Source organism: Pseudomonas sp. D2002 (assembly GCF_013385735.1).
Lineage (GTDB): Bacteria > Pseudomonadota > Gammaproteobacteria > Pseudomonadales > Pseudomonadaceae > Aquipseudomonas.
This window is the reverse complement of record NZ_JACAPL010000024.1, coordinates 78,877-105,592: the sequence shown is the minus strand read 5'-3', so window position 1 is coordinate 105,592 and position 26,716 is coordinate 78,877. Positions and strand designations below refer to the sequence as shown.

At 59.8% G+C, this 26,716-nt stretch carries 25 protein-coding genes; 10 read left to right on the top strand and 15 right to left on the bottom strand.

Going from position 1 to position 26,716, the window contains the following annotated elements:
* Positions 1 to 539: 539 nt before the first annotated feature.
* A complete protein-coding gene (locus HX783_RS29155; RefSeq protein WP_159959744.1) occupies positions 540 to 1,568 on the bottom strand; it encodes an amino acid ABC transporter substrate-binding protein in 1,029 nt (342 codons plus the stop codon).
* 144 nt (positions 1,569 to 1,712) lie between these two features.
* Between HX783_RS29155 and HX783_RS29150 the strand changes: the two genes are divergently transcribed.
* Both HX783_RS29150 and HX783_RS29145 read left to right on the top strand, forming a co-directional pair.
* Complete coding sequence (locus HX783_RS29150) at positions 1,713 to 2,606, top strand: LysR substrate-binding domain-containing protein (protein WP_177019164.1); 894 nt, start codon at positions 1,713 to 1,715, stop codon at positions 2,604 to 2,606.
* Positions 2,607 to 2,695: 89 nt separating this feature from the next.
* Positions 2,696 to 3,946: an aspartate aminotransferase family protein gene (locus HX783_RS29145; RefSeq protein ID WP_177019163.1), complete on the top strand. Its 1,251-nt coding sequence runs from the start codon at positions 2,696 to 2,698 to the stop codon at positions 3,944 to 3,946.
* Here HX783_RS29145 and HX783_RS29140 read toward each other — a convergent pair.
* Positions 3,940 to 5,955 carry a c-type cytochrome gene (locus HX783_RS29140; RefSeq protein WP_177019162.1) on the bottom strand — a complete coding sequence of 672 codons (2,016 nt, stop codon included), beginning with the start codon at positions 5,953 to 5,955 and terminating at the stop codon, positions 3,940 to 3,942. The genes HX783_RS29145 and HX783_RS29140 overlap by 7 nt on opposite strands.
* Positions 5,956 to 6,185: 230 nt before the next feature.
* On the opposite strand from HX783_RS29140, the gene HX783_RS29135 reads away from it, so the two are divergent.
* The 4 genes from HX783_RS29135 (at position 6,186) to HX783_RS29120 (ending at position 8,050) form a co-directional block, all read left to right on the top strand.
* Positions 6,186 to 6,440, top strand: a complete 255-nt coding sequence (locus HX783_RS29135) for a type II toxin-antitoxin system prevent-host-death family antitoxin (RefSeq protein WP_078739028.1) — start codon at positions 6,186 to 6,188, stop codon at positions 6,438 to 6,440.
* Complete coding sequence (locus HX783_RS29130; protein ID WP_033896222.1) at positions 6,437 to 6,691, top strand: Txe/YoeB family addiction module toxin; 255 nt, start codon at positions 6,437 to 6,439, stop codon at positions 6,689 to 6,691. Before HX783_RS29135 ends, HX783_RS29130 begins: the two co-directional genes overlap by 4 nt.
* 69 nt (positions 6,692 to 6,760) lie before the next feature.
* Complete coding sequence (locus HX783_RS29125) at positions 6,761 to 7,264, top strand: DUF6622 family protein (RefSeq protein ID WP_159959752.1); 504 nt, start codon at positions 6,761 to 6,763, stop codon at positions 7,262 to 7,264.
* A gap of 69 nt (positions 7,265 to 7,333) precedes the next feature.
* On the top strand, positions 7,334 to 8,050 hold the full coding sequence (locus HX783_RS29120) for a hypothetical protein (protein ID WP_177019161.1): 717 nt from the start codon (positions 7,334 to 7,336) through the stop codon (positions 8,048 to 8,050).
* 49 nt (positions 8,051 to 8,099) lie between these two features.
* On the opposite strand, the gene HX783_RS29115 is transcribed toward HX783_RS29120, so the two are convergent.
* The 4 genes from HX783_RS29115 to glyA form a co-directional block, all read right to left on the bottom strand.
* The gene (locus HX783_RS29115) at positions 8,100 to 9,299 is read right to left on the bottom strand and encodes an MFS transporter (protein ID WP_177019160.1); all 1,200 of its coding nucleotides are present in this window, start codon (positions 9,297 to 9,299) and stop codon (positions 8,100 to 8,102) included.
* Positions 9,300 to 9,460: 161 nt separating this feature from the next.
* Positions 9,461 to 10,165, bottom strand: coding sequence for a LuxR family transcriptional regulator (locus tag HX783_RS29110; RefSeq protein ID WP_177019159.1), 705 nt, complete (start codon positions 10,163 to 10,165; stop codon positions 9,461 to 9,463).
* Positions 10,166 to 10,230: 65 nt separating this feature from the next.
* On the bottom strand, positions 10,231 to 11,322 hold the full coding sequence (locus HX783_RS29105) for a pyridoxal phosphate-dependent aminotransferase (RefSeq protein ID WP_177019158.1): 1,092 nt from the start codon (positions 11,320 to 11,322) through the stop codon (positions 10,231 to 10,233).
* Between the two features lie 112 nt (positions 11,323 to 11,434).
* A complete protein-coding gene (glyA, locus tag HX783_RS29100) occupies positions 11,435 to 12,790 on the bottom strand; it encodes a serine hydroxymethyltransferase (RefSeq protein WP_177019157.1) in 1,356 nt (451 codons plus the stop codon).
* 256 nt (positions 12,791 to 13,046) lie between these two features.
* On the opposite strand from glyA, the gene HX783_RS29095 reads away from it, so the two are divergent.
* Both HX783_RS29095 and HX783_RS29090 read left to right on the top strand, forming a co-directional pair.
* Positions 13,047 to 13,652, top strand: a complete 606-nt coding sequence (locus tag HX783_RS29095; protein WP_159959759.1) for a helix-turn-helix transcriptional regulator — start codon at positions 13,047 to 13,049, stop codon at positions 13,650 to 13,652.
* Positions 13,639 to 14,517 carry a queuosine precursor transporter gene (locus HX783_RS29090; RefSeq protein ID WP_159959760.1) on the top strand — a complete coding sequence of 293 codons (879 nt, stop codon included), beginning with the start codon at positions 13,639 to 13,641 and terminating at the stop codon, positions 14,515 to 14,517. The genes HX783_RS29095 and HX783_RS29090 overlap by 14 nt, the downstream gene beginning before the upstream one ends.
* Before the next feature lie 153 nt (positions 14,518 to 14,670).
* Here HX783_RS29090 and queC read toward each other — a convergent pair whose 3' ends face one another.
* From queC to hmpA, 8 genes are all read right to left on the bottom strand, one after another.
* Positions 14,671 to 15,369 carry a 7-cyano-7-deazaguanine synthase QueC gene (queC, locus tag HX783_RS29085; RefSeq protein ID WP_177019156.1) on the bottom strand — a complete coding sequence of 233 codons (699 nt, stop codon included), beginning with the start codon at positions 15,367 to 15,369 and terminating at the stop codon, positions 14,671 to 14,673.
* Between the two features lie 103 nt (positions 15,370 to 15,472).
* Positions 15,473 to 16,360 (bottom strand): heme o synthase, encoded by an 888-nt coding sequence (gene cyoE, locus HX783_RS29080; protein WP_016971085.1) that lies wholly within the window; start codon positions 16,358 to 16,360, stop codon positions 15,473 to 15,475.
* An 11-nt stretch (positions 16,361 to 16,371) separates the two neighbouring features.
* Complete coding sequence (gene cyoD, locus HX783_RS29075) at positions 16,372 to 16,713, bottom strand: cytochrome o ubiquinol oxidase subunit IV (RefSeq protein WP_010206434.1); 342 nt, start codon at positions 16,711 to 16,713, stop codon at positions 16,372 to 16,374.
* Entirely contained in the window at positions 16,713 to 17,339 is a 627-nt protein-coding gene (locus HX783_RS29070; protein ID WP_056858318.1) for a cytochrome o ubiquinol oxidase subunit III, read from the bottom strand. The genes cyoD and HX783_RS29070 overlap by 1 nt, the downstream gene beginning before the upstream one ends.
* Positions 17,340 to 17,342: 3 nt before the next feature.
* Positions 17,343 to 19,361 (bottom strand): cytochrome o ubiquinol oxidase subunit I, encoded by a 2,019-nt coding sequence (gene cyoB / locus HX783_RS29065; RefSeq protein WP_053257915.1) that lies wholly within the window; start codon positions 19,359 to 19,361, stop codon positions 17,343 to 17,345.
* Between the two features lie 3 nt (positions 19,362 to 19,364).
* Entirely contained in the window at positions 19,365 to 20,306 is a 942-nt protein-coding gene (gene cyoA / locus HX783_RS29060) for a ubiquinol oxidase subunit II (RefSeq protein ID WP_177019165.1), read from the bottom strand.
* 793 nt (positions 20,307 to 21,099) lie between these two features.
* Entirely contained in the window at positions 21,100 to 21,606 is a 507-nt protein-coding gene (locus HX783_RS29055) for a disulfide bond formation protein B (protein WP_159959762.1), read from the bottom strand.
* 231 nt (positions 21,607 to 21,837) lie between these two features.
* The gene (gene hmpA / locus HX783_RS29050) at positions 21,838 to 23,019 is read right to left on the bottom strand and encodes an NO-inducible flavohemoprotein (RefSeq protein WP_177019155.1); all 1,182 of its coding nucleotides are present in this window, start codon (positions 23,017 to 23,019) and stop codon (positions 21,838 to 21,840) included.
* Positions 23,020 to 23,166: 147 nt separating this feature from the next.
* On the opposite strand from hmpA, the gene norR reads away from it, so the two are divergent.
* Positions 23,167 to 24,714: a nitric oxide reductase transcriptional regulator NorR gene (norR, locus tag HX783_RS29045; protein ID WP_177019154.1), complete on the top strand. Its 1,548-nt coding sequence runs from the start codon at positions 23,167 to 23,169 to the stop codon at positions 24,712 to 24,714.
* Between the two features lie 16 nt (positions 24,715 to 24,730).
* Here the strand turns inward: norR and HX783_RS29040 are convergent, their stop codons facing one another.
* Positions 24,731 to 25,642, bottom strand: a complete 912-nt coding sequence (locus HX783_RS29040) for a DMT family transporter (RefSeq protein ID WP_177019153.1) — start codon at positions 25,640 to 25,642, stop codon at positions 24,731 to 24,733.
* Between the two features lie 137 nt (positions 25,643 to 25,779).
* Between HX783_RS29040 and HX783_RS29035 the strand changes: the two genes are divergently transcribed.
* On the top strand, positions 25,780 to 26,655 hold the full coding sequence (locus HX783_RS29035) for a helix-turn-helix domain-containing protein (protein WP_177019152.1): 876 nt from the start codon (positions 25,780 to 25,782) through the stop codon (positions 26,653 to 26,655).
* Positions 26,656 to 26,716: the final 61 nt, after the last annotated feature.

The following is a 26,716-nucleotide window of genomic DNA, read 5'->3' as shown; positions in this document are numbered from 1 at the left end:
ATCAGGCGGCTAACCGCGATTCAATCAACACAGGTAATCCCCTGTGGGAGCTGTCGAGCCTTGGCGAGGCTGCGAAAGCGGTGGGTCAGGCGACCACTATGCCAACAGTGCCGCCGCCTTCGCAGCCTCGCTAAAGCTCGACAGCTCCCACAGTTGATCTTCATTGCCCCTGAATCATCGGCGTGTTTCCCAATGATCAGGCGGCTAACCGCGATTTAATCAACACAGGTAATCCCCTGTGGGAGCTGTCGAGCCTTGGCGAGGCTGCGAAAGCGGTGGGTCAGGCAACCACTATGCCAACAGTGCCGCCGCCTTCGCAGCCTCGCTAAAGCTCGACAGCTCCCACAGTTGGTCTTCATTGCCCCTGAATCGTCGGCGTGTTTCCCACTGATCAAGCGGCTAACCGCGATTTAATCAACACAGGTAATCCCCTGTGGGAGCTGTCGAGCTTTAGCGAGGCTGCGAAGGGATCACCGCGCAGCACCTGCCAGACCGCAGCGCCTGCATCGCAGCCTCGCTGAGGCTCGACAGCTCCCACATCAACGCACCGGCGGCGCGTACTGGATGCCGCCGTTGCTCCACAACGCATTGAGCCCGCGCTTGATCTTCAGCACGCTGCCCTGGCCGATATTGCGCTCGAACACTTCGTCGTAGTTGCCCACCTGCTTGACGATTTGCACCACCCAATCCTTGCGCAGCTTCAGGTCTTTGCCGTAATCGCCATCGGCACCCAGCAGTCGTGCCACGTCGGGGTTCTTCGTGGACTTGGCCTGCTCTTCGACGTTCTGCGAAGTGATGCCCATTTCCTCGGCATTGAGCATGGCGAACAAGGTCCACTTGACGATGCTGAACCACTCATCGTCGCCCTTGCGCACCAGCGGCCCGAGCGGTTCTTTGGAGATCACTTCCGGCAACACCACGAACTCGTCCGGGTGGGCCATCTTGATTCGCTGGGCGTACAGGCCCGACTGGTCGGTGGTGAGCACGTCGCAGCGCCCGGCTTCGAGGCCCTTGGCGCTTTCATCGGCGGTGTCGAAGGTGATCGGCGTGTACTTCATGCCGTGGGTGCGAAAGTAATCGGAAACGTTGAGTTCGGTGGTGGTGCCTGCCTGGATGCAAATGGTCGCGCCATCGAGTTGCTTGGCGGCGGTCACGCCCAGTTTGTTATTCACCAGAAAGCCGATGCCGTCGTAATAGGTTACGCCGGTGAACACCAGGCCCATGCCCGAGTCACGGGAACTGGTCCAGGTGGTGTTACGCGAGATCAGGTCGATTTCGCCGGATTGCAGCGCGGTGAAACGCTCCTTGGCGGTCAACTGGCTGAACTTCACTTTTGAGGCATCGCCGAATACCGCCGCCGCAACGGCGTGGCACACGTCCACGTCAATGCCGGTCATCTTGCCCTGGCTGTCCGGTACACCAAAGCCCGGCAAACCATCGCTGACGCCGCACTGGATAAAGCCTTTTTTCTGGATCGCGTCCAAGGTCACGCCCGCCTGGGCACTGCCCGCCAGGCCCAGTGCCGCAGCGGCAGTGAGGGCGGCCAACGTGGTCTTGAGGTTGTTCATGCGAGGCACTCCCTGTCGAACTTTATTATTCGGCGCCGCACAGCCCGCGCCGGTTTATAGTGGTGCCGCGCAGTATCGACGGCTTTACACCCCTGCCACAAACGACCTTTAGGCAAAGGCTCCTTCCGATTTGGAATGAACTGCATGATCTCAAAACGCTTGACCCCTTCGATGACTGCCCTGCAGTGCTTCGAAGCCGCCGCCCGCCACCTGAGTTTCACCCGCGCCGCCGAAGAGCTGCACTTGACCCAGAGTGCGGTGAGCAAGCAGGTGGCGCAGCTCGAAGAAATGCTGTGCCACAACCTGTTCGAACGGGTGCGCCAGCGCTTGTACCTGTCGCCGGCGGGCTCGCTGTACCTGGCCGAAGTGCACAAGATCCTCACCCAGGTCGACATTTCCAGCCGCTACATTCTCTCCTATGGCGGCGAGACCGAAGTGTTGCGCATCGCCACCCAGCCGACATTCGGCGACCGCTGGCTGGTGCCCAAGCTCAAGGATTTTGCAGCCAGGCATCCGAACATCCACCTGGATGTGCGCAACGAACTCGAACCCTTCGACGTGTTGCAGGCCAAGGCCGATATCGCGTTTTTCTTCGGCCAGGGCTCGTGGCCGGGGGCGACGTGCATTGAGCTGTTTCGCGAAGCCGTGGTGCCGGTCTGTGCACCAGGCTTTGTCGCCGAAGGCAGCGATGCTTCGTCGCGCCACACCTTGCTGCAATGCACCTCGCGCCCGGAAGCCTGGCACGAATGGTTCCTCGAACAAGGCCTGCATTCGCAGAACAGCTACCACGGGCCGCGTTTCGACACGTTCTACATGTGCATTCGCGCGGCGCAATCGGGCTATGGCGTCGCGTTGGTGCCGCAGTATCTGGTGGCCGAAGAGCTGGCCAACGCCAGCTTGATGATTCCGTGGGATTACACAATGCCCAGCGCCGGCGCGCATTTTATCGCCCACGCCGAACATGCCGGCGAAGTCCCTAAAGTCAAAGCCTTCCTGAACTGGATGGTGGACTACGTAAAAGCACATCCCGACTTTTAATAATGACCCGGCGACTTTATTTCGTTTGCGGCAAGGCCGGGCGCGCGGCTTAGATAAAAACACGCCCGTCATTGCCGAGTCCGAGATTCATGAGCCGCGAAACCATCAGCCAGTCGATTTCCATCGTTCACCCCATCAGCCTCAGCCACGGCAAAAACGCCGAGGTCTGGGACACCACGGGCAAGCGCTACATCGATTTTGTCGGCGGCATCGGCGTGCTCAACCTCGGCCATTGCCACCCTGGCGTGGTCGAGGCGATTCAAACACAGGCAACCAAACTGACCCACTACGCGTTCAACGCCGTCCCGCACACGCCCTACCTCGAACTGATGGATCGTCTTACTGCGTTTATCCCGGTGGACTACCCGGTGAGCGGCATGCTCACCAACAGCGGCGCGGAGGCGGCGGAAAACGCCTTGAAGATCGTGCGCGGCGCCACTGGCCGCACGGCGGTGATCGCCTTTGACGGCGCCTTCCACGGCCGCACCCTGGCCACGCTCAACCTCAATGGCAAGGTGGCGCCCTACAAGCAAAAGGTCGGCGTACTGCCCGGCCCGGTGTATCACTTGCCTTATCCCAGCGCGGACAACGGCGTGACCTGCGCCGAAGCACTCAAGGCCATGGACCGCCTGTTCAGCGTGGAAATCGACGTTGAGGATGTGGCCTGTTTCATCATCGAACCGGTGCAGGGCGAAGGCGGTTTCCTCGCCCTGGACGTTGAATTCTCCCAAGCCCTGCGACGTTTCTGTGATGAGAAAAACATCCTGCTGATTGCCGATGAAATTCAGTCCGGCTTCGGGCGTACCGGCCAACGCTTCGCCTTTTCGCGCCTGGGCATCGAGCCGGACCTGATCCTGCTCGGCAAAAGCATCGCCGGTGGCGTGCCATTAGGCGCTGTGGTGGGGCGCAAAGCCTTACTCGACAACCTGCCCAAAGGCGGCCTCGGTGGCACGTATTCCGGCAACCCCATCGCTTGCGCAGCCGCATTGGCCACGTTGGATGCGATGACCGATGAACACTTGAAAACCTGGGGCTCACACCAGGCAGAAGCCATCGTCAGCCGTTATGAAACATGGCGTACGCAAGGTTTGCCCTATGTGGGCCGCCTGACGGGCGTCGGCGCCATGCGTGGCATAGAGCTGGCCAACGCCGATGGCACGCCCGCGTCCAAGCAACTGACCCAACTGCTGAGCCTGGCGCGGGACGCCGGCTTGCTGCTGATGCCCAGCGGCAAGTCGCGGCACATCATCCGCCTGCTGGCACCGCTGACGATCGAGCCTGCGGTGCTGGAGGAAGGCCTGGATATTCTCGAGGCCTGCCTCAAACAGCTGACTCAGTAGCGTGCGTCGGCGGGCTTGCCGCCGTTAGGCCAGTCTTTGACCTTGTCGGGGAAATCCGGACGCGGTTGACCGGAGAAGTACGCCGCCACGTCCACCGCTTCCTGGTCCGACAACCCGCCCTGCCCCAACGGGAATTTCTCGTGAAAGCCGATCGGCATATTGCGTTTGACGAACGCCGCCGCCGTGTAGGGCCGCGCCATGCCGGCGCCGATGTTGAACGACTGCTCGCCCCACAACGGCGGGTACACCTGCTCGCCATCGGCACGCGCCAGGCCTTGGCCGTTGTCGCCATGGCACACCGCGCATTGCTTGGCGTACACCTGTTTGCCGTTCTCAAGATCCGGTTTGATCGACGGGTCAATCTTGCCCACGCCACGCCCGGCGACTTTGTCTTCGGGGCGGGTGTTGTTTTTCATCCAGTCGAAGTACGCGACCATCGCCTGCATATCCGCCGATTGCGGTGGCAGGGGTTTGCCATTCATCGAGCGACGGAAGCAGCCGTTGATGCGTTCTTCCAACGTAACCACCTTGCCCGCGCGCGGCGCGTAGCTGGGGAAGAACGCCGACACGCCCACAAACGGCGAGCCGTCCGCCACGGTGCCGGCGTTGAGATGGCAACTGGTGCAATTGAGCGCGTTGCCGACGTTGTTCGGCAGCAGCGCTTTGGTTTGCAGGTGCAGGCGCATGCCGCGAATCACTTGGTCGGCATTCGGCGCAGCGAGTAAATCGGCCAGGCGTGGGGTTTCGAAAGCCGACGAATCAGTGGTGGCGGGGTTGAGTTGGTCACGCAGTTTTTTCACTTGGGCGGCGCTGATCGGCGTGCCCTCGTTGCCCCAGCGGGTGCGCACGAAGCTCAGGATCTCGGCGATTTCCGGGTCCGCCAAGCGGCTGAAACCCGGCATGGTGTAGACCCGTGGGTGGGTGGCGGTTTGTGCGGTTTCCCAGCCGGTCAGGGTGATGTGCAGCAGCGAGGTCGGGTTGTTGGCCGCGATGCTTGGGTTGCCGGCCAGCGGCGGGAACAAGCCTTTCACGCCGCCGCCGTCGCTGCGGTGGCAGTCGCTGCAAAACTGCATGTAACCCAGGCCGCCACGGCTGGTGAACAGGTCCGCCGGTGGCGCTGCGGGGCCGTGGGCGACCGACGGCATTGGCAGATCATCTTTGCCCGGCGGCAGGGATTTGAGGTAGCTGGCAATGGCCGTAAGGTCGTCGTCGCTGAAATGCTGAGTGCTGTGGTGAATCACGTCAGCCATATTGCCGGCCACCGTGGCAAAACGGTTCTGCCCGGTCTTGAGCAGTTGCACGGTGTCTTCCACCGTCCACAGGTTGCGCAGGCTCAAGGCACGCCAGTGTTCAACGGTTTCGCCGGCCAGGTAATGCTGACCGCTGCGGCCGTCATCACTCATGGCTTTTTCCTGGAAGGCAATGCCGCGTGGGGTGTGACAGGAGCCGCAATGGCCCAGGCCCTGGACCAGGTAGGCGCCACGGTTGAGCACCTCGTTACGGTCCGGGTCCGGCTGGAACGGCTGCTTGTCGAGAAAGGCAAAGTTCCACAGCGCCAGGCCCCAGCGTTGGTTGAACGGGAAGCCCATGTCCGCTTCGAGGTTGGCCTGCTGCACGGGCTCGACGCCCTGCATCAGGTAGGCGTAGAGGGCGCGCATGTCCTGCTCGCTCATTTTGGCGTAGGACGGGTACGGCATCGCCGGGTAAAGATTCATGCCTGTCGGCGTCACGCCTTCACGCATCACTTTATCGAACTGCTCAAAGGTATAGGCGCCGATACCCGTCTCACGGTCGGGGGTGATGTTGCTCGAATAGATCGTGCCCATCGGCGTGCTCAGCTCCAGCCCACCGGCCATCACCTTACCTTGCTTGGCCGTGTGGCAGGCGATGCAGTCGCCCAGTTGCGCAACGTATTGGCCGTGTTCGATTTCGGTGGGAGCGGCGTGCAGAGGTAGCGCCAGACAGAGCGTCGCCCCCAGCAAGGCCAGGCGTGGCAGGGAGAAGGCCATGGCATTAATCCTTTAATAACCTGGCATGGAGTGGTCCCCTCGGCGCAGGTAGGTCATCGTTTTTATGGGTTTATCAGGCCTGCGTGTTGTAACGGGTTTTGCGGTGTGGGGTGTTGATGTGGGTCAGGGTCGAATTGATGACAGCGCCATGGCGCCTGACCGTTGATAAGATGCACCTTGTGAATATGTACGTATTTCTGTACGTTTCAACCATCAACGAGGAGACCTTAATGGAAACTATCAACTACACCAACGCCCGCGCTCATCTGTCCGAAACGATGGACCGAGTCAACGAAGATCACATACCTCTGCTGCTGACACGGCAAAAAGGTGAGCCGGTGGTAATGATCTCGCTGTCAGAGTTCAATGCTCTGGAAGAGACGGCCTACCTGTTGCGCTCACCTAAAAATGCCGAACGCCTCATCAACTCAGTCAACAGCTTGCGAGCCGGCAAAGCCAAGCCCAGGCGGTTGATCGAAGAATGAAAATACTTTTTACCCCTGAAGGCTGGGACGACTATCTCTGGTTTCAACAAAACGATAAGGCAGGGCTTAAGCGTATAAACCTGCTAATCAAAGCCATCCAAAGAGATCCGTTCGAAGGCGTTGGCAAGCCTGAACCCCTAAAACATAACCTGAGTGGTTTTTGGTCTCGGCGAATCACTGCCGAACACCGCCTGGTTTATGGTATTGAGGATGACGAAGTGCAGATTTTGATGTGCCGCTATCACTACTGACAGGGCTAACATCGCCTAATCTGATCCTCTCCTGAAAGCACCCCACGCATTTCTGCAAGGAAGCACCCCATGCTCGATATCCTCCAAGGCACGCCCCTTTGGGTGTACGCCGTTTACCTGTGGATTTGTTATTACGGCATCAAGGCCTGCCTGGGCGGGCGGGAGAATCGTCGCTCGTTGATGATCCTGCCGGTGGTGTTGGTGGTGTGGTCGCTGATGTCGCTGGCGCCGTCGATACTGTCGAGCAGTGCCTGGGTCGGCGGCGCGCTGGTGGGCAGCCTGGTGGGCATGCTGCTGTTCAACGCCGACGGCGCGCAGCTCGCTGCCAATGGCGAAACGCTGGTGTTGCCGGGCACCTGGAAAACCTTACTCATCTCGCAGCTGTTCTTTGCCGTGAAGTATTACTTCGGCTATCAGCAGGCGGTGCATCCGCTGTTTTTGAGCACGCCAGAGATGCTGGTGGCGGTGGGCGCTGTGTCGGGGTTTACCGTTGGTCTGTTCTGCGGGCGGGCCGTGCGGTTGCAGCGGGCGTTGACGGCGTTGCGCCGTGATAAGGCCGTTGTGTTGCCTTGACCTGATCTGCGAGGCCACTGAAAATGCGCGACGCTTTTTTGTCCCGTTTACTGAAGTAGTGAAATTTCAATGTCCGATTCTTACACCGAACACTCCACCGAAGAATCCGTAACAGGCCTGCGATCCAAGGCTGAATACGAAAACGCCATCAATCTTTCACAGCATGTGCCGGCGGCCAAGATCATCAGCGAGATGGTGCTGGACGCGTTCCACACCTCCAAGGAAAGCGACCAGATCCGCGAGCTGCGCGTGGCCATCCGCCAGGCCCACGACGCCTTTGACGACGACAAGGCCTACGACCTGATGGGCCAGCTCAAGCAGCTCAAAGACGCCGAGGCCGCCGACAACATCGCCCTGGAAGACCTCAGCAGCAAATTCTCGATCAGCCGCATCTTGTCCAGCTTCAAGGACGACCCCGAGTTCCAGGAACTGGTCTACGGCCTGGCGCTCAAGGTGCTGAACCAGTCCCACCAGGCGATCAGCAACCCAAGCGCCGGCAAGAGCAAGGCCTCGCGGCCGAAGAAAGAAGCCGAAGTGTTTGTGATCAGCAAGGACGGCATCAGCGTTACGCTGCCGCTGCGCACGCCGCGTTCCAAGTTGAACGTCGACCGTGAGGCGTTGGAGTTCCTGGGCTTCACGTTTGTGGGTGAAGGCAGCGAGGCGGAACTGGAAAGTGAAACCTTCGTCGACAACAGTGGCGAAGAGCAGCCCGTCACGCGCAAAAGCATCGTGACCGCGCTGCAACAGCAAAGCGCCTTTGACGGCTACGCCATCGCCGCGCAGTAAGCGGCGGATGCAATAAGGCGCGCGCGCAATGCGTTGCGCCTTGTGCCGTTTACGCTTCCTTGTTCCATAACACCGCCGAACCTTTCATCACGCCCACCGCGACCGCGAACAGCAGCAAGACAAACCCTGCCAGCAACCACGGCGACGGCAAGGATGGCTGCGAGACCAACATAAACGCCAACGACGGCGCGACCATCACGCCGATATTCACGCCCGCCGCGTAATAACCCAGGTTGCGGTCCACGGTATGGCGGCTGGAAATGCTGCTGACGTAGTGGGTAATACCGGGGAACACGATCATCTCGCCCAGGCTCCACAGCACTGTGGCCAGCATCAACAGTGCCCCGACCTGACCAAACCCCATCAAGAAAAAACCGACGCCAGCCAGCAGGAAACCGGCGATCAGCGCGCGGCTGCTCGACAGGTGCGCCATGCGCAGGTTGATCGGCACTTCGAACACAATCACCAGCAACGCGTTGATGAAGAAGATGATGCCCACGTAATACGCCGGCAGTTCGGTGTAGTTGATGATGTACGCCGACAGAAAGGTCGGTGGCAATGCGTAGGCCACGTGAACCGGCAGTGCCGCCAGCAGAATCACCAGCAGCCGCGAGCGCTCATGGGGCGCGGCCTCCGGTAAGCCCTCGCCTTTTCCGGCCACCGGCGCGCCGTATGCCACGGGCTTTGAGCGCGCGATATACAGGCAGGCGGCGAAGGCCAGCAGGGACAACAGCGCATTGATGTAGAACACCGCATCGGGATGGCTCAGGAACACCAGGCTGCCCAGCAACGGCCCGATGGCCATGCCCACGTTGATCGCCAGGCGGTTGCAGGAAAACGCCACTTTGCGCGTCTCCAACGTGCTATGGGCCACGGTTTCGGAAAACGTCGCCGGCGTGAAGGCCTCGTAGCAAGCGCCCCACAGAAACGACAACACCAACAGCGCGAGCGGGTTATCCACCGAGGGGATGACCAGCAGCAGCAAGGCATTGAGCAGCAACGCGCCAAGGATCACGCGGTTGGCGGAAAAGCGTTTGATCACCGCGCCGATGATCAGGTCGGTGCACAGCGCACCCGCACCGTACACGCCCACTAGCACGCCTGCGGTGGCGGCCGATACGGCGTGCTGGTGAATCAGGTACGCCGCGTAGAAAGGAAACGCCAGGGTGCCCATGCGGAACACCAGCGTAATCACGAACAAGGCCTGCAGCCGGGCATTCAGGCCGCGCAATGCGCGATAGGTGCCCATCAGCAAGGCCCGCTGCAACAGATGTCGACCAAGGCTGCGTAACGTCTCATGCGGCTGTCCCTTCGCAATGGTGATGCCGGTTGATCCGGCGTCACACTCAAGGCTTGGGAACGTAATGCAGCACTGCCGGGCCAACAAGCTGCCCATAAGGACAGGTAAGGTCAGGACGGGTGGCGGATATAGCCCAGTTGCAGGGCCTTGCGGATCGCCGATTTACCGTTGGTCACGTCCAGCTTGGCAAAGATGTTCTTCATATGAAACTTGACCGTGTGCGACGTCATCGACGTCAACAGCGCCACTTCGTTGTAGGTCTTGCCCAGGCTGGCCCAGGTCAGCACTTCGGTTTCGCGCGGCGTCAGCAGCGTTTGTGGCTCAACGGCCGCGTGCTGTTCCAAGGCCTCGTCATACACCGACACCAGCAGCATCTGCAGCTCACTCTGGAAAGCCTGCACGGTTTCGCGAAACTGTTGTTCCTCGCCGAAGCTGCACAGGTTGAGGACCGAGTAGAACCCCCGATTGCCATGCACGATGAAACTCGCGCCCTCCCCCACCGGCTTGCACGGGCCCGGCACCGGCAGTGCTTCGTCGGCCGGGGCGAGCAGGTTTTCATCGCTCCAGAAAAACGGCTTGATGCGCTTACGGGTCAGGGCAACCAGCTCGCCACGCCGGTAGAAATCATCCGCGGTATCGGACGGTTCCAGGGCATCGGGGTAATTGGAAATAATCTGCGCTTCGTCCATCGGCGGCCCGCACTGGTAGACCTCGAAGTGCCCCAGGCCACGGCGGCTCAGCTCGGTATCGAGCAATTGCCGCACCTCTTCGGGTTCCAGGGGCGTGGGCGTGTCGGGGTGTCCATTGCGTCGCATGGGTATCGTCCTTGATCATTCAACACGGTCGAGAATGCGACATGCCTTGCGCGCCTGTCCAGGCCTTAAGCACTCGCCACCTGCGCCGCGAACACCTCGCGAAAGCGCTGCATCTCGTGCTTATTGCCCACCGTCACGCGTACCCAGTGCGGCCAGTCCTTCCACACTCGCCCGATCAACACGCCGTGTGCGGTGAGCTTCTCGATCACCTGCGCGGCCGGTTGCTTCACATCGATCATAAAGCAGTTGCTCTGCGACGCGGTACAGGTGAACCCCCGGCCCTTGAGCCACGCCACGGTCTCATCGCGCAACTGGGCATTGAGCGCCTTGCGCTGTGGCAACAGCTTGATGTCTTCCAGACTCGCTCGGGCGCCCAGCAGCGTAGAAGCCGCCGGCACGTTGTCGCCGCCAAACACCGCCAGCCGTTCCAGCAACGCCGGGTTGCCGATCGCCAGGCCCAGGCGTGCACCGGCCATGCCGTAGATTTTCGAGAAGGTACGCAGCACCAGCAAATCGTCGTGGTCCTTGACCCAACTGACCACGCTTGGCGTGTCGGAAAAATCGATATAGGCCTCGTCCACCACCAGCACACAGCCTTGGGGTTTGTTCACCAGCGCCTGACGGATGGCCTCGGTCGGGGTGATGGTGCCGGTCGGGTTGTTGGGGTTGCACAGGTAGAGCATGCCCGCGTGGGGATCGGCGGCGAGCATCGCCGGTACGTCATGGGCGTGGCGGGCGTCGAGGCTTACTTCATGAACCTGAGTCTTGCAGGATTCGGCGGCCTGGCGCGGCACTTCGTAGGACGGCGTGGCCATGACCAGGCCGCGCGTGTCGCGGGTGAATGCCAGCACCGCGTAGCGCAGGGCGGCCATGGAACCGGCAAACACCGCGACGTTTTCTTCGGTGATGCCTTGCTGCTGGGCAAACAACGCGGCTAGCGCGTACATGTCCGGGTAGGGATAACGCCCCGACGTCGCGACACCGCGTTGCATGGCCTCACGCGCGGCGCTTGAAGGGCCGTAGGGGCTTTCGTTGTAGTTGAGCCGCACCTTGTCAGGCTTTGCCGGCGACGGGGCGGCGAGCGCCCAATCCAGATGCCCGAGCATGGGCAGGGCCGCACCGATGGCGAGAAGGGACCGACGACTTACGCTGACCATGGGGCTACTCCTTGTAGACGGGTGATCGATTCGCACAGTGCGTACAAGGAAGTATGACGAGGAAGGTGTCGGCTGATTTAACCGGGCTCCTGGGAATCAGGGCGCCGGGGAATCAGCTCTCCAGGTAGTCGGCAATGGGATAGCGCGCGCACAGGGCTTCAACCTCTGAACGCGTCTGCTCGCAAACTGCAGGCTCCAGGTGGTATTCCTGATCGCCCAGCGGTGTCACACCGCCCAGCACCCGGCAAACCATCTCGATCACCTGGCGGCAGCCTTCCCGATCCAGTCTGCGTTGCGCCATGGAGCCGGTGCCGATACACAACCCGCTGGTCACCAACGACGAGCGCGTCTCGCCCGGCACGCGATGCTTGTTCACGACGATGCCGCACTGCTCCAGCGCCGACTCGGCGATAGCTCCGGTCATGGCGCCTTGCAGGCGGATCAACAGCGTATGGTTTTCACTGCGCCCGCCGACCACGTCGTAGCCATTGGCCTGAAACGCGCAGGCCGCTTCATCGGCAAGTGTACGAACCCGGCCCATGCAGGCGTCGAATTGCGCCGATTTCGCGTAACCCAGCGCGGCGGCTTTTGCCGCGATCAGGTTGACGGCCGGAGCGCCCTGCATGCGCGGGAACACGGCCTGATCGAGTACGCGACTGAAGGTCGAACGCAAACCGAGCACTTTGGTGTTGGCGTCGCGGCCCGACAGAATCAGCCCGCCGCGAGGGCCGCCGAGTTGTTTGTGGGTGCAGGTGACGGTGACGTGGGCGGCGTTGATCGGGTTCGGATGACGCCCCGTCACCACCAGCCCGGCGATATGGGAAATGTCCGCCAACAGGATCGCGCCCGCCTCATCGGCAATCGCGCGAAACCGCTCGAAGTCCACCACCCGCGAGTAAGCCGACGCACCACAGATGATGATGCGTGGCCGATGTGCCAACGCCAGGCTGCGCACCTGCGCGTAATCGATCAGGCCATCGGCATCGGTGCCGTAGCGAATGGCCTTGTAGTAGGCGCCCGTGAACACCGCCGGGCTGCCAAGGGTGAGATCACCGCCGTGGTCATGGGCCATGCCGAGCAAGGTATCGCCAGGCTCCAGCAGCGCGCTGAGTACTTGGGCAATCGCGTTGGAGGCCGAGTGCGACTGCACGCTGGCGTAGTGAGCGTCGAACAGTTCGCGTGCGCGGCGAATGGCCAGGGCTTCGACCAGGTCGACGTTTTCGCAGCCGGCACGCTGACGTTTGCCGGGCATGCCTGCGGCGCTCACATTGACCAATGCCGAGGCACACGCCACCAGCGTTCGTGGGGTGACCGCGCAGGAAGAGGAAACCAGAGAAAGGGTGCGGTGCTGGCGCAAGACCTCGGCATCGAGGAGGCTCGCCAGCTCGAAATCTTCGGTGTGCAGATCGGCCAGGCCACGACGCAGCAAGTCGGCCTGGTCTTTGAGGTGTGCGGTGTTGACTGCCATCGGTGCGGGTCCCTTCCTGGGCGTTGCATGCCGGTCCATCCTGAACCGCGGGCTTTTATTAAACAGGAAATTAAACATGAAATTAAACATTTTCCAAATTTAATGTGCTTTTTTGCCCGACCGTAACCGAGCGTCGGCGCAGGAACAGCGCACCCGGGACTTTATTGTTAGGGCCCACGCATGCAACACTCCCGCCGCCGCGACGCCGCACGCGCCGCGCACAGGGACGGCATGACTAAAAGGAAGTGGTGAGCACGTGATACACAGACGGGAAAAAACCGAGCACTTGAAGAGCAACATCAAGTACTTGATCAAGAGCCGCGGCGAAACGCAGCTGTCGTTATGCAGTGCCGCCGGCCTGACCAGGACCACCATCTACAACATCCTGGAAGGCAAGGTCGTCAACGTCCAGCAGTCCACCATTCGCAAGATTTCGGATTTCTTCGGCGTCTCTTACGACGAAATTGAAACCATCGATTTTGAAGCCAAGGAAATCATCGAGAGCAGTGTTTCCCCCCAGGGCAACATGAACCCGGCGGCCGTGCCGATCCTCACTGAAAGCCTGGTGATCCAGAACCTGGACAAGCGCATTGGCGAACTGGCGACGCTGTACCCGCTGACCTACTACTTCGGCACCTCGCATAACCTGATCGCGGTGCGCCTGGAACGCGCGATCCCCGGCATCAATGAGCCGGGAGATCTGTTAATCGTGCAAAAAGGCTCGTCGAGCGACGGCAAAGAAAAGCTGGTGTACGACCGCGCCACCAAACGCATGCTGATCACCCTTGAAGCCTCTGCCCACTCGGACCGCCTGTGCGTGGTCGGCGATATCATCGAGGAGCGCTTCAATGACCACGTATGAAGCCGGCATCGAAAACAGCAAATACAAACTGCTGGGCTTTGAAAATGACAAGCGCCTGGCGGTGATCATGGTGATTGCCACGGGCAAGGTCATCAAGATGAAACTGAGCGAAGTACTCAACAGCGAAATAATGGACAACTTAAACAAAATGGAAGTTAAGAACATGTACAAGAAGTTTTATTCGCAGGGCGGGGCACTCACCGCCTACGATATAAACGACCGCAATGAAAGCTCCTGGATGATTTATATCATTCTGAACTTGCTGCTCTTCACGTTTTATATCTTCACCAGCATTGCCGCGACTAAGCCGCTTTACCTGGAATCGCTGGGCATCATCGTTACGCCGGGCACGTTTCTGTATCCGTTGACCTTTTTGATCGTGGATTTGCTTAACGAGCAATTCGGCCTGCGCCTGGCCAGAAGGGCCATTTTGTTTGCGTTTGCCAGCAACGCGATGATCATCATCTTGCTGTATGGCTCGACCTTTCTGCCGGGGCTGCCGGGCTGGAAGCTGGACGGGCCGTATAACGACGTGATCATTCAAGTGTCTTCGGTTCTGGTCGCCTCCTCCGTGTCGTTCCTGGTGTCGGAGAATATAAACTCGTACTTGCTGTGCAAGATCAAGGAACTGACCAATTCCAAATACTTGTACCTGCGCATTTTCTTCAGCACGTTCTTTGCGGTGATTATCGACAGCTTCCTGTTTTGCTTCATCGCCTTTTACGGCGCGATGCAGACCAGTGACATCCTGAGCATGATCTACGTGCAGATTGCGATCAAAGTGGGTTTTGCGTTCTTCAACATCGCACCGGCCTATGGGGCGCGTGCGTTGTTCAAGCGCTGGATTACCGGCAGCGCTGCCTGACGCTTAATCGGCTGTGCAATGCAAACTAAATGTGGGAGCGGGCTTGCTCGCGAATACGGAGTGTCAGTCAACTCATCTGTAACTGACACACCGCATTCGCGAGCAAGCCCGCTCCCACATTTTGATCGAGTACAGCTTGCTGGCCCTTAAACCCTAGCTCAGCTGCAACTTCTGCTTCAGGCTCTGCATCACATCGGCCTTGTTCTGCAAATACTCATTCAAACCGCGTGCACGCAGGTTGCACGCGTCGCAGTTGCCGCAGCCACTGCCGATAACGCCGTTGTAGCAGGTCAGCGTCTGGTGACGCACCAGCTCCAACTGGTTGTGGTAATCGGCCAAGGCCCAGGTTTCGGCCTTGTTCAGCCACATCAACGGCGTGTCCAGGCGCAGCTTGTATTCCATGCCCAGCTCGAGTGCCTTGTTCAACGCTTTGACGAACTCGTCACGGCAGTCGGGGTAGCCCGAGAAGTCGGTTTCGCACACGCCGGTGATGACGGTTTCGGCCTTCACCTGGTAGGCGTAGATCGACGCCAATGTGAGGAACAGGATATTGCGGCCCGGCACAAAGGTGCTTGGCAGGCTGCCACCAGAGCTGTCCACGGTCGGTACGGGAATGTTGTCGCGGGTCAGGCTGCTGATGGCCAGCTCGTTGAGCAAGGACACATCCATGACTTTGTGGACGGTGGCGCCCAGCTGCTTGGCGAGCTTCTGGGCCACTTCGATTTCCGCCACATGGCGCTGGCCATAGTCGAAGGTGATGCAGTGCACTTCGTCGTACAGCGGCAGTGCCTGGATCAGACAGGTCGTGGAGTCCTGCCCGCCACTGAACACCATCACGGCTTTTTTAGTCATTACGTTGCTTCCTGCAGTTTAAAAATGTGGGAATAGTTTAAAGGCCCAACCATAAAAAACCCCGCGCTTCTTTCGAAGGCGGGGTTTTTTAATGCTCGATGACTCAGTGTGCGTAGGTCAGCAACAGCTCTTTCGGCACTTGGAAATCCAGGGACATCATCACGCTGAGCGCGGTGATGGTGAAGATCGAGAACACGAACAGCTTGCGCGCCCAGACGGTGTCGTCCACCGCCTTGTAGCCGGTCCAGGCCATGTACAACCAGTACATGCCCATGGCCGCCGCGACGGCGAGGTAGCTCATGCCGGCGTAGCCACTGAAGGTCAACATCAAGGTCGCCACGAGGAAGGCCAGGATGTAGAGCAGGATGTGTTTCTTGGCTACCTGAATGCCACGTTTGACCGGCAGAACCGGAATCGAAGCAGCCAGGTAGTCATTGAAGCGGAAGATCGCGATGGCATACGAGTGCGGCATCTGCCACAGGCTGAACATCACCAGCAGCACCAGCGCGGCCATGTCGAAGCTATTGGTCACAGCCACATAACCAATCACCGGTGGCATCGCGCCCGACAGGCTGCCCACCAGCGTGCCGTGAACCGACTTGCGCTTGAGGTACAGGCTGTAGAGGCCGACGTAGATGACAAAACCGATCACGGCAAACAGCGCCGCCAGCGGGTTGGCCACCTTGTACAACAATGCCACGCCGGCAACACCCAGGACGGTCGCGAACAACAGTGCCAGTTTCAGGGAGATCAGGCCCTGGACCAGCACGCGGTTCTTGGTGCGTTCCATCTTGATATCGATGTCGCGGTCGATGCAGTTGTTGAACACACAACCGGAAGCTACCACCAGGGAAGTGCCGATCATTGCAGCCAGGAAAATGGCCAGATCGACATGTCCCTTGGAGGCCAGGAAAAAACCGCCTGCCACAGAAAGCACGTTACCGAAAATGATCCCCGGTTTGGTGATTTGGATAAAGTGCTTAAGCGACATCGGGTTTTACCTCACTTCGCCATCATGAACGTATGGATGCTGAACATGATCCAGATCGACAGACCAACCAGCAGCAGGATCACAAGGCCTGCGAACACAAATGCAATCACGTTATCGCGCTGCTCTTTGGAACGGTCCAGGTGCAGGAAGTACACCAGGTGAACCAGAACCTGAATCACCGCGAACGCCAGAACGATCATCAAAGTGATCGACTTCGGCAGGGTCGGGTACATCACCAGACCGAACGGGATGAGCGTCAGGATTACCGACAGGATGAAGCCGATGGCGTACGACTTAACGCTGCCGTGGCTCGCATCATGGCTGTCATGGTCATGGGAGTGTGCATTAGCCATTACAGAGTCCCCATCAGGTAAACAACGGTGAAGACGCAGATCCAGACCACGTCCAGGAAGTGCCAGAACAGGCTCAGGCAGCTCAGGCGAGTCTTGTTGGTGTTGGTCAGGCCGTGTTTATTGACCTGATACATCATCACCGCCATCCACAGCAGGCCGGCAGATACGTGCAGACCGTGGGTGCCTACCAGCGTGAAGAACGCGGACAGGAAGCCGGAACGGTGCGGGCCGTAGCCTTCGGAGATCAGCAGGTGGAACTCGTTGATCTCCATGCCGATGAAGCCCAGGCCGAACAGGAAGGTCAGTGCCAACCAGCTCAGTACGCCTTTCTTGCTGCCCTTGTAGAAGGCCAGCATGGCGAAGCCGTAGGTGATCGAACTGAACAACAGCAAGGCGGTTTCGCCGAGCACGTAAGGCAGTTCGAAGATGTCGTGGCCCGAAGGGCCACCCGCTACGTTGTTTACCAGTACCGCGTACACCGCGAAGATCGACGCAAACAAGATGCAGTCGGTCATCAGGTAGAGCCAGAAACCGAATACGGTCATTGGCCCCGAGTCGTGGTGATGGTCATCGTGCCCATGGTCATCGACATGGGCGTGTCCAGCATTGGTCACTAAGTTCGACATGGTTTAAGCCTGTTCCAACGAGGTTTCTACACGGTTGGCCGGGATTTTCTTCTCGGCTACCAGGCGAGCGTGTTGCTCGGCTTCGATGCGCTCGATCGTCTCGACCGGCACCATGTAGCCTTGATCATCACGGGCAGCGTGAATGATGAAGTAACCGATGGTGCCTACCAGGCCCACGATTGCCAGCCACCAGATGTGCCAGATCATCGCGAAACCGAACACGGTCAACAGCGCGCCCATCACCACGCCAGTGGCGGTGTTGTTCGGCATGTGGATCGGCTCGTAGTGCTTGGGTTGCTGGTACGCAGTACCGTCTTCCTTGGCTTCGGTGAACGCATCGATCGTGTTCGCAGTAGGGATCACAGCGAAGTTGTAGAACGGCGGAGGCGACGAAGTCGACCATTCCAGGGTGTGGCCATTCCATGGGTCGCCGGATTCGCAAGCGTTCTGCTTACGGTCACGGATACTCACGTACAGCTGGATCAGCTGGCAGGCGATACCGGCAGCGATCATCAACGCACCGAACATGGCGACGTACAGGTACGGCACCCACTCAGGGTTGGTGGTGGCGTTCAGACGACGGGTCATGCCCATGAAGCCCAATGCGTAGAGCGGCATGAACGCGACGAAGAAGCCCGAGATCCAGAACCAGAATGCAGCCTTGCCCCAACCTTCGTGCAGCTTGAAGCCGAACGCTTTCGGGAAGTAGAAGCTGAAACCAGCGATGTAACCGAATACAGCACCACCGATGATCACGTTGTGGAAGTGAGCGATCACGAACAGGCTGTTGTGCAGTACGAAGTCAGCACCCGGAATGGCCAGCAGTACGCCGGTCATGCCGCCGATAGCGAAGGTCACCATGAAGCCCAGGGTCCACAGAACCTGGCTGGTGATGCGCAGACGGCCGTGGTAGATGGTGAATAGCCAGTTGAATAGCTTCACCCCCGTCGGGATGGAAATCAGCATGGTCGCCAGGCCGAAGAAGGCGTTGACGCTGGCACCCGAACCCATGGTGAAGAAGTGGTGCAGCCACACCATGAAGCCCAGTACCGAGATTGCGCCCGATGCGTAAACCATCGAGTGGTGACCGAACAGGCGCTTGCCGGTAAAGGTCGAGATCACTTCAGAGAAGATACCGAACGCTGGCAGGATCAGGATGTACACCTCAGGGTGACCCCATGCCCAGAACAGGTTCACGTACATCATTGGATTGCCACCAAGTTCGTTGGTGAAAATGTGGAAATCCAGGTAACGGTCAAGCGACAGCAGCGCCATGGTAGCGGCCAGGATCGGGAACGAAGCCACGATCAGGACGTTGGCCCAGGTGCAGGTCCAGGTGAAGATCGGCATGTCCATCAGTTTCATGCCAGGGGCGCGCATTTTCAGGACGGTGGCCAGGAAGTTGACCCCCGTCAATGTCGTCCCGAGCCCTGATAACTGTAGCGCCCAGATGTAGTAATCCACACCCACGCCAGGGCTGTACTGAATGCCCGACAACGGCGGATACGCAACCCAGCCGGTCTTGGCGAATTCGCCGACGCCCAGGGACAGGTTGATCAGTACCACGCCGGAAACCAGCAGCCAGAAGCTCAAGGAGTTCAGGAACGGATAGGCAACGTCACGTGCACCGATCTGCAGCGGCAAGGCCAGGTTCATCAAGCCGGTGAAGAATGGCATCGCCATGAAGATGATCATGATCACACCGTGAGCGGTGAAGATCTGGTCATAGTGTTCAGGCGGCAGGTAGCCAGGCGAACCCTCGGTGGCCATGGCCAACTGGGTACGCATCATGATGGCGTCGGCAAAACCACGCAGCAGCATGACCATGGCAACGATGACGTACATGACACCGATTTTCTTGTGGTCGACAGACGTCAACCACTCGGTCCACAGGTAGGTCCACTTCTTGAAATACGTAATTGCAGCAAACAGTGCCAGACCACCCAGCGCGATCATGGCGATGGTCACCATTACGATCGGCTCGTGGAACGGGACCGCATCCCAACTTAATTTACCAAACATCGTTTACTCCTCTGCCCCAGCAGTTGAATGCGAGCCCGTGTCAGAACCTTCAACCACGGCCACTTCTTTCTTCTCGTGCTTGACCGGTTTGCCTGGCTTCATACCTTCGTACTTGTCGACGATTTTCTGAAACAGGTCCGGCGTGTACGTGGAGTACAGAGCGACTGGGTTGTTCTGGCTTGGTTTGGCAAGGGCGTCGTATTCAGCTTGATCAAGCTGTTTAGGTGCGGCCTTGACTTTGGCGACCCAGGCGTCGAAATCTTCCTGGCTCGTCGAGATCGCTTTGAATTTCATGCCGGTGAAGCCAGCGCCGCTGTAGTTGGCGGAGATGCCTTCCATTTCAGCTTTCTGGTTGGCGATCAGGTGCAGCTTGGTCTGCATGCCTGCCATCGCGTAGATCTGGCCGCCCAGAGCAGGGATGAAGAACGAGTTCATCACGGCGTCGGAGGTGATCTTGAAGTTCAGCGGAGTGTGCTCCGGGAACTGGATTTCGTTAACAGTGGCGATACCCAGGTCCGGGTAGATGAACAGCCACTTCCAGTCCAGCGCGACCACTTCGATGTTGATCGGCTTGACGTCGGATTCCAGCGGACGGTACGGGTCCAGAGCGTGGGTGGACTTGTAGGTCACATAACCCAGGGCAATGATGATGAGGATCGGCACCAGCCAGACTGCAACTTCGATCTTGGTGGAGTGCGACCACTTCGGCGCGTAGGTGGCGCTGGTGTTCGACGCGCGGTATTTCCAGGCGAAGGCGAAGGTCATAATGATCACGGGGACCACGACCAGCAGCATCAGCAGGGTGGCGGTGATGATCAGGTTTCGTTCATCCAGACCGACCTGTCCTTTTGGGTCGAGCAAGGTCCACTTGCAGCCTCCCAGCATTAACAGCATGCCAAGCAGCGGCAAAAAGCCTAGTAATCGGGGGTACCTGTTTTTACTCATCTCACGACCTCTAAAGCAGCTTGCGCAATGCAGTTGGGTTTTGATCGCCAACACTTCACCCTGCCAAGGGTTGGCATTTCTCTTCGATTGAATAAGAGCCTGCCCGGCACGCCATAAATGGACGTTTCACGGACCTGCGGTGAGTTCTTATTCGATTTCGTGGTTAAAGGCCTTGTTACAGACCAATTCCATTTGGTGCGGATAGTTGAAAGGCTTGCCGGAACCTGGGGTCGCACAGAGCCATCCATCTGCCCCTCGACCGCTCCAATGCTCAAATATTGAACAGCACCGGACATTCAGTGCGGGCGATTGTAGTTAGCTAGCGATGTATAAACCATGTCTTATAAAGAAATAATTTTTATCGATTCCAGCAACAATCCTTCACCAATCTTGCAAAGGTTCGGGATCTTATCGTGTTCGATTCTCAACAAAAACCACAAAAATTGCCGTGTTATTGCGTAAAGCCCCTCAGCCCTTACAGCTTGTAAGGGCATGCAAAACGGATCCAAGTCCCCATAAAACAAGGCATTCGGACATCACCGATTGGCTCGGACTGCGCGACATTCGTGGCATCGCTCAAACGACGAACTGACAGCACATCTTTGCGGTTTTATGCAAATTTAAGCGGTGGCTCGGTGCGTCAGAAACGTCCTGCGACAGTGTCCGTGTGACAACATGTCGCACGCTGTGCGCACCTGATCTTGTCCTTCGTCACGCCCCTTTCACAAATCCCTACATACAAAAACGCCCCGTCCTTCCTTGAATGAAGAACGGGGCGTTTCAGTGAGTCGGGTCAGGCCTTGCGTTGGCGATTCCGATAGATGCCCAGTGGCACCAGGATCACCGTCAGCACGAACGCCACCAGCGCCCATTGCGCCAGGGACAAGCCCAGGATCGGCGGATACGGCGTGCTGCAGAAGCCGTCCACCTGGAAGCCCAGCGGGAACACCTTGGCCAGTGGCAACTCATCGACGATCGGTTGCAGAACGTCGATGCCGCAGCTGACCTCGGGGAAGAACTGGGTGTACACGTGATGACCCGCCGCCGCCACGCCACCCAGGGCACTGATGACCACCAGCCCTTCAAACAGGGTGACCGCGCCTTTGGTGCGCATGGCGGCGCCGATGAAGGCGAAGACCGCGATCAACAGCAACGCATACCGTTGCAGGATGCACAGCGGGCACGGCGCCTCGCCCAACACCACTTGCATGTACAGCGCACCGCCGATCAGCGCCAGGCAGATGATGCCCAGCAACACCAGAAAGCGCCGCTCCCTGCCTAAACGCAATTCGTCACTCATCCCGTTTCCCTTTGCCTGATTATGGTTGTGCCTGATGGCCGCAAGTTTACACACAGGGAGTGGTTAAAACATTGGGGGGTTAACGGCGGATTAATCTGGAGGAATAGAGAAACAAATGTGGGAGCGGGCTTGCTCGCGAAGGCGGCGTGTCAGTCGACTTATAAGTGACTGATCCACCGCTTTCGCGAGCAAGCCCGCTCCCACATTTGGCCGGTGTTGTTGCCGGAAAAATTATTCCAGAGCCGAGGCGGGGCCGAAGAATTCGTAGCGCGCCTGGTTATCAGGGACGCCCAAAGCCTTCAGGTGGCGTTTGATGGCGGCCATGAAGCCTTTAGGGCCGAGGAAGTAGGCGTCCAGGTCGCGCTGTTCGGGCAACCAGGCGGCCAGTTGCTCCTGGCTCAGCATCCCAACCTTGTCCGCCGCCGGGCTCACGCCATCGTCTTCGGCGTAGCAGTAGAAGCGCTTGAGCTGCGGGTGCTTGGCCGCCAGGGTGTCCACCCAGTCACGGAACGCATGCACGCCGCCGTTACGCGCGCAGTGGATAAAGTGCACCGGGCGCTCGGTGGCCAGGGCTGCTTCGAGCATCGGCAAAGTCGGTGTGATGCCCACCCCGCCGCTGATCAGCACCAGCGGTTTGTCGCTGGCCGCCAGGGTGAACTCGCCGGAGGGCGGGAACAGATCAAGGGTGGCGCCGACGTGCATCTGGTCATGCAGGTAGTTGGACACTCGCCCACCCGCCTCGCGCTTGACGCTGATGCGGTACACACCCGCGTCACTCAAGGCGGACAGGGAATAGTTGCGGCGCACCTCCTCGCCCTCCAGCACCAGCTTCATGCCGATGTACTGGCCAGGCGCGGCGGCCAGGATCGGGCCGTTATCCACCGGGGCGAAGTAGAACGAGATGATTTCGTCGCTTTCCTCTACCCGCTTCACCAGCAGGAACGGCCGCGCACCGCGCCAGCCGCCTGGGGCCTGGGCCTTTTCGTCGTAGATCGCGGCTTCGGCGCCGATCAGGATCTCGGCCAACTGGCCGTAGGCGGCGCCCCATGCACTCATCACCTCAGGCGTGGCGATCTCGCTGCCCAGTACTTCAGAGATGGCACGCAACAGGCACGCGCCCACAATCGGGTAGTGCTCCGGCAGGATCTGCAACGCCACGTGCTTGTTGATGATCTTGGCCACCAGGTCGCCCAACTGGTCGAGCTGGTCGATATGCCGCGCGTACATCAGCACGCCGTTGGCCAGGGCGCGGGGTTGGTCGCCGCTGGCTTGGTGGGCCTGGTTGAACAGCGGGCGAACCTCGGGGTACTCGCTGAGCATCATGCGGTAGAAATGCGTGATCAGGGCTTCACCGCCGCTTTCCAGCAGGGGCACAGTGGATTTGACGATGGCACGGTCTTGGGCACTAAGCATGGCAGACTCCTGAGTCTTTTTACTGATTGCCCTTCTCTACTCAGTATTCGTGCCAACTTATAAATCGTTGTTTTTCAATGGCTTGAGTGGCATCTAGTCAATATGACTTCCTACGCGATATAGTCATTAGGACTACAAGGAGTCAATATGACTGCACAATCCCTGCTCACCACCCTGCTGCCGCTGGTCGCCGACCTGTCCCGCGAGCTGCCCGAAGGCGAGCGCTACCGGCGCCTGCTGCAAGCGATGCGCGCCCTGCTGCCGTGCGACGCCGCCGCGTTGTTGCGCCTGGACGGCGAATGGCTGGTGCCACTGGCGGTGGATGGCTTGAGCGCCGACACCCTTGGCCGGCGCTTCAAGGTCAGCGAGCACCCGCGCTTCGGCGTGCTGCTGAGCAGCCCGGGCCCAACCCGTTTTGACAGCGACAGCGAACTGCCCGACCCCTACGACGGCCTGGTTGATGGCCTGCATGGGCACCTGGAAGTGCATGACTGCATGGGCTGCCCGCTGTTTATCGACGACAAACCCTGGGGCCTGCTGACCCTCGACGCCCTCGACACCGAGCGTTTCGAGCGCGTCGAACTGGATGCCCTGCAAGCCTTCGCCAGCTTGGCTGCGGCCACGGTCAACGTCGCTGAACGCATCGAGCGCCTGGCGTTGCGCGCCGAAGATGAACATCAGCGCGCCGAGATCTACCGCCAGGCCAGCGGCCAGCAGCACAAGGAAATGATCGGCCAGAGCAAGGCGCACAAGCACTTGGTCGAGGAAATCAAACTGGTGGGCGGCAGTGACCTGACCGTGTTGATCACTGGCGAAACCGGCGTGGGCAAAGAGCTGGTGGCCCAGGCCATCCACGCGGCATCGGCCCGCGCGGACAAGCCCTTGATCAGCCTCAACTGCGCCGCCTTGCCGGAAACCCTGGTGGAGAGCGAGCTGTTCGGGCATGTGCGCGGGGCCTTTACCGGCGCGTTGAACGAGCGCCGCGGCAAGTTCGAGCTGGCCAATGGTGGCACCTTGTTTCTGGACGAAGTGGGCGAGTTGTCGCTAACCGTGCAGGCCAAACTGCTGCGCGTGCTGCAAAGCGGCCAGTTACAGCGCCTGGGTTCGGACAAGGAACACCAAGTGGACGTGCGCCTGATCGCCGCGACCAACCGCGACCTGGCCGAAGAAGTGCGCAATGGCCGCTACCGCGCCGACTTCTATCACCGCCTGAGCGTGTACCCGCTGCAAGTGCCGGCGCTGCGTGAGCGCGGTCGCGATGTACTGCTGCTGGCCGGGTTTTTCCTCGAACAGAACCGTTCGCGCATGGGCCTGGGCAGCCTGCGCCTGACCAGCGATGCCCAGGCGGCGCTGCTCGCCTACAACTGGCCGGGCAATGTGCGCGAGCTGGAACATTTGGTCGGACGCAGCGCGCTAAAAGCACTGGGAAACTGTCGCGAACGTCCGAGGATTTTGAGCCTGAGCGCCCAGGACCTGGACCTGCCCGACGTCAGTGCGTCGCCGGTGATCGAAGCCCAGGCCGAAACAGCCGCCGTCGCCACCGGCGACCTGCGCCAGGCCACCGAACACTATCAACGCCAAATCATCAGCGCCTGCCTGGAGCGCCACCAGCACAACTGGGCCAGCGCCGCCCGCGAACTCGGCCTCGACCGCGCCAACCTGGGCCGAATGGCCAAACGCCTCGGAATGAAATAAGAAGGTCACCACATTTTTAAACCTGCTTGGCCTTTAAGACCGGGTTCACAAGCTGAGAGGGCCTAGCCTTGCGAAACACCAACACATTCCCCAACATCACCAACACCAACCCCATCAACGCCGGCGCCGTCCACTGATACCCCTCGGCAAACGCCGACACATTCAGCGCCACCACCGGAAACAGCACCGTGCAATACGCCGCGCGCTCCGGCCCCATACGCCCCACCAGCGTAAGGTACGCGGTAAACCCAATCACCGACCCCGGAATCACCAAGTACCACAGCGCCCCGACATACCGCGCGCTCCAATCCATGTCGAAGGGAATTCCACGCACCGCGCAATAAGTCGCCAGCATCACCGAGCCATACGCCATGCCCCAGGCATTGGTGGTCAAGGGCTTGAGCCCCGCCTTCTGCTGCAAACTGGAGAGCATGTTGCCGGCCGAAAAACACATCGTCCCCAACAGCGCCAAGCCCAGGCCCAGCAAAGTCTGCGGGCTGGCGGTATGCCCGACCAACTCAGGCCAGAACAAAAAGCCCAACCCCAGCAGCCCCAGCGCGCCGCCCATCAACACGTTACGCGCCACCCGCTGGCCAAAAAACACCCGCGCATTGAGGGCGTTCCACAGCGTGGCCGTGGAAAACACCACCGCCACCAAACCGCTGGGGATCCACTGGCTGGCCGTCAGAAAGCACATGAAGTTGACGCAAAACAGGCACAAGCCCTGGGCCAGGCAGATCAGGTGCCCGCGCCGGTTCATCACCTGCAACTTGCGGCTGAGCAGCAACAGCGCAAACAGCACCAACGCCGCCAGGCCAAAGCGATAGACGATCGACACAGGAATGGCCACGACGCCCAATTGCCATTTAAGCGCGATCCAGGTGGTGCCCCAGATGAGCACGGTGAGTAAATACAGGAAAAGGTTCATGGCGGGCTCCGGTGATTGAGCCACAGTGTCGCCCGCCGCCCCGGGAGCGCTCTTGCATATTCTTGCGCTTTTGTCGGGTGCCGGGATCACAGCAACGGCGACGCGGAGTAGGATGCAAGGCGTCGGAGAGAACAACCATGCCAGAGCTGGAATCGCTGCAAGTCTTTCAAGCCCTAAACCGCTCGCCCAACGCTCGCCTTGAAGCCTGCGCCGAGCTGGGTGACGGCTTGTCCGCCGCTTTGTGGAGCAACCATCACGACGCCCAGGATTACCAGGCGCCCACCCACCACACGTTGTCCTGCTACATCGGCGGCGGCACCGGCACGTTTCGCCGCGACCAGCCCGGCACCAAGGGCGGCCCCGATAAACTGTGCATCCTGCCGGCCGAGCACCAGTCGGCGTGGGTGATCAACGGCGAGATTCGCCTGGCCCACGTGTATTTCAGCCCGGAGCAATTCGCCCTCGGCTGCGTCACCTTGCTCGACCGCGAACCGCGCGAACTGCAATTGCGCGAAAGCACCTTTCTTGAAGACGCCAGCCAGGCCCGGCGCTTTCACCAGCTGATCGCCCTCAACTGGCACGAGCCCGCCGAGCGCCTGCTGACCAGCAGCCTGGCGCATGAAATGCTCAGCCACACCTTGCTCAGCCAAGTCGGCGCACGCGACGGGCTGCGTTTGAAAGGCGGGCTGGCCGCGCATCAGCGACGGCTGTTGGTCGACTACATCGACCACCACCTGGAAGACCCGATCAGCCTGGGGCAACTGGCCGGAATATGCGCGTTGTCCGAATACCATTTCGCGCGGATGTTCCGCCAAAGCTTCGGCCTGCCGCCCCACCAATACCTGCTGGCACGCCGCCTGGCGCGCGCACAAACCTTGCTGCGCAGCGGCGCCCTGCCCCTGGCTGAAATCGCCTGGCTATGTGGCTTCTCCAGCGCCAGCCACTTCAGCCAACGCTTCCGCCAAGCCACGGGCGCAACCCCCAGCGAATACCGCCAAGCCTTCTGCACCTAGCGCAAAACCTCAATTCAACAGAGATCAAATGTGGGAGCGGGCTTGCTCGCGAAAGCAGTAG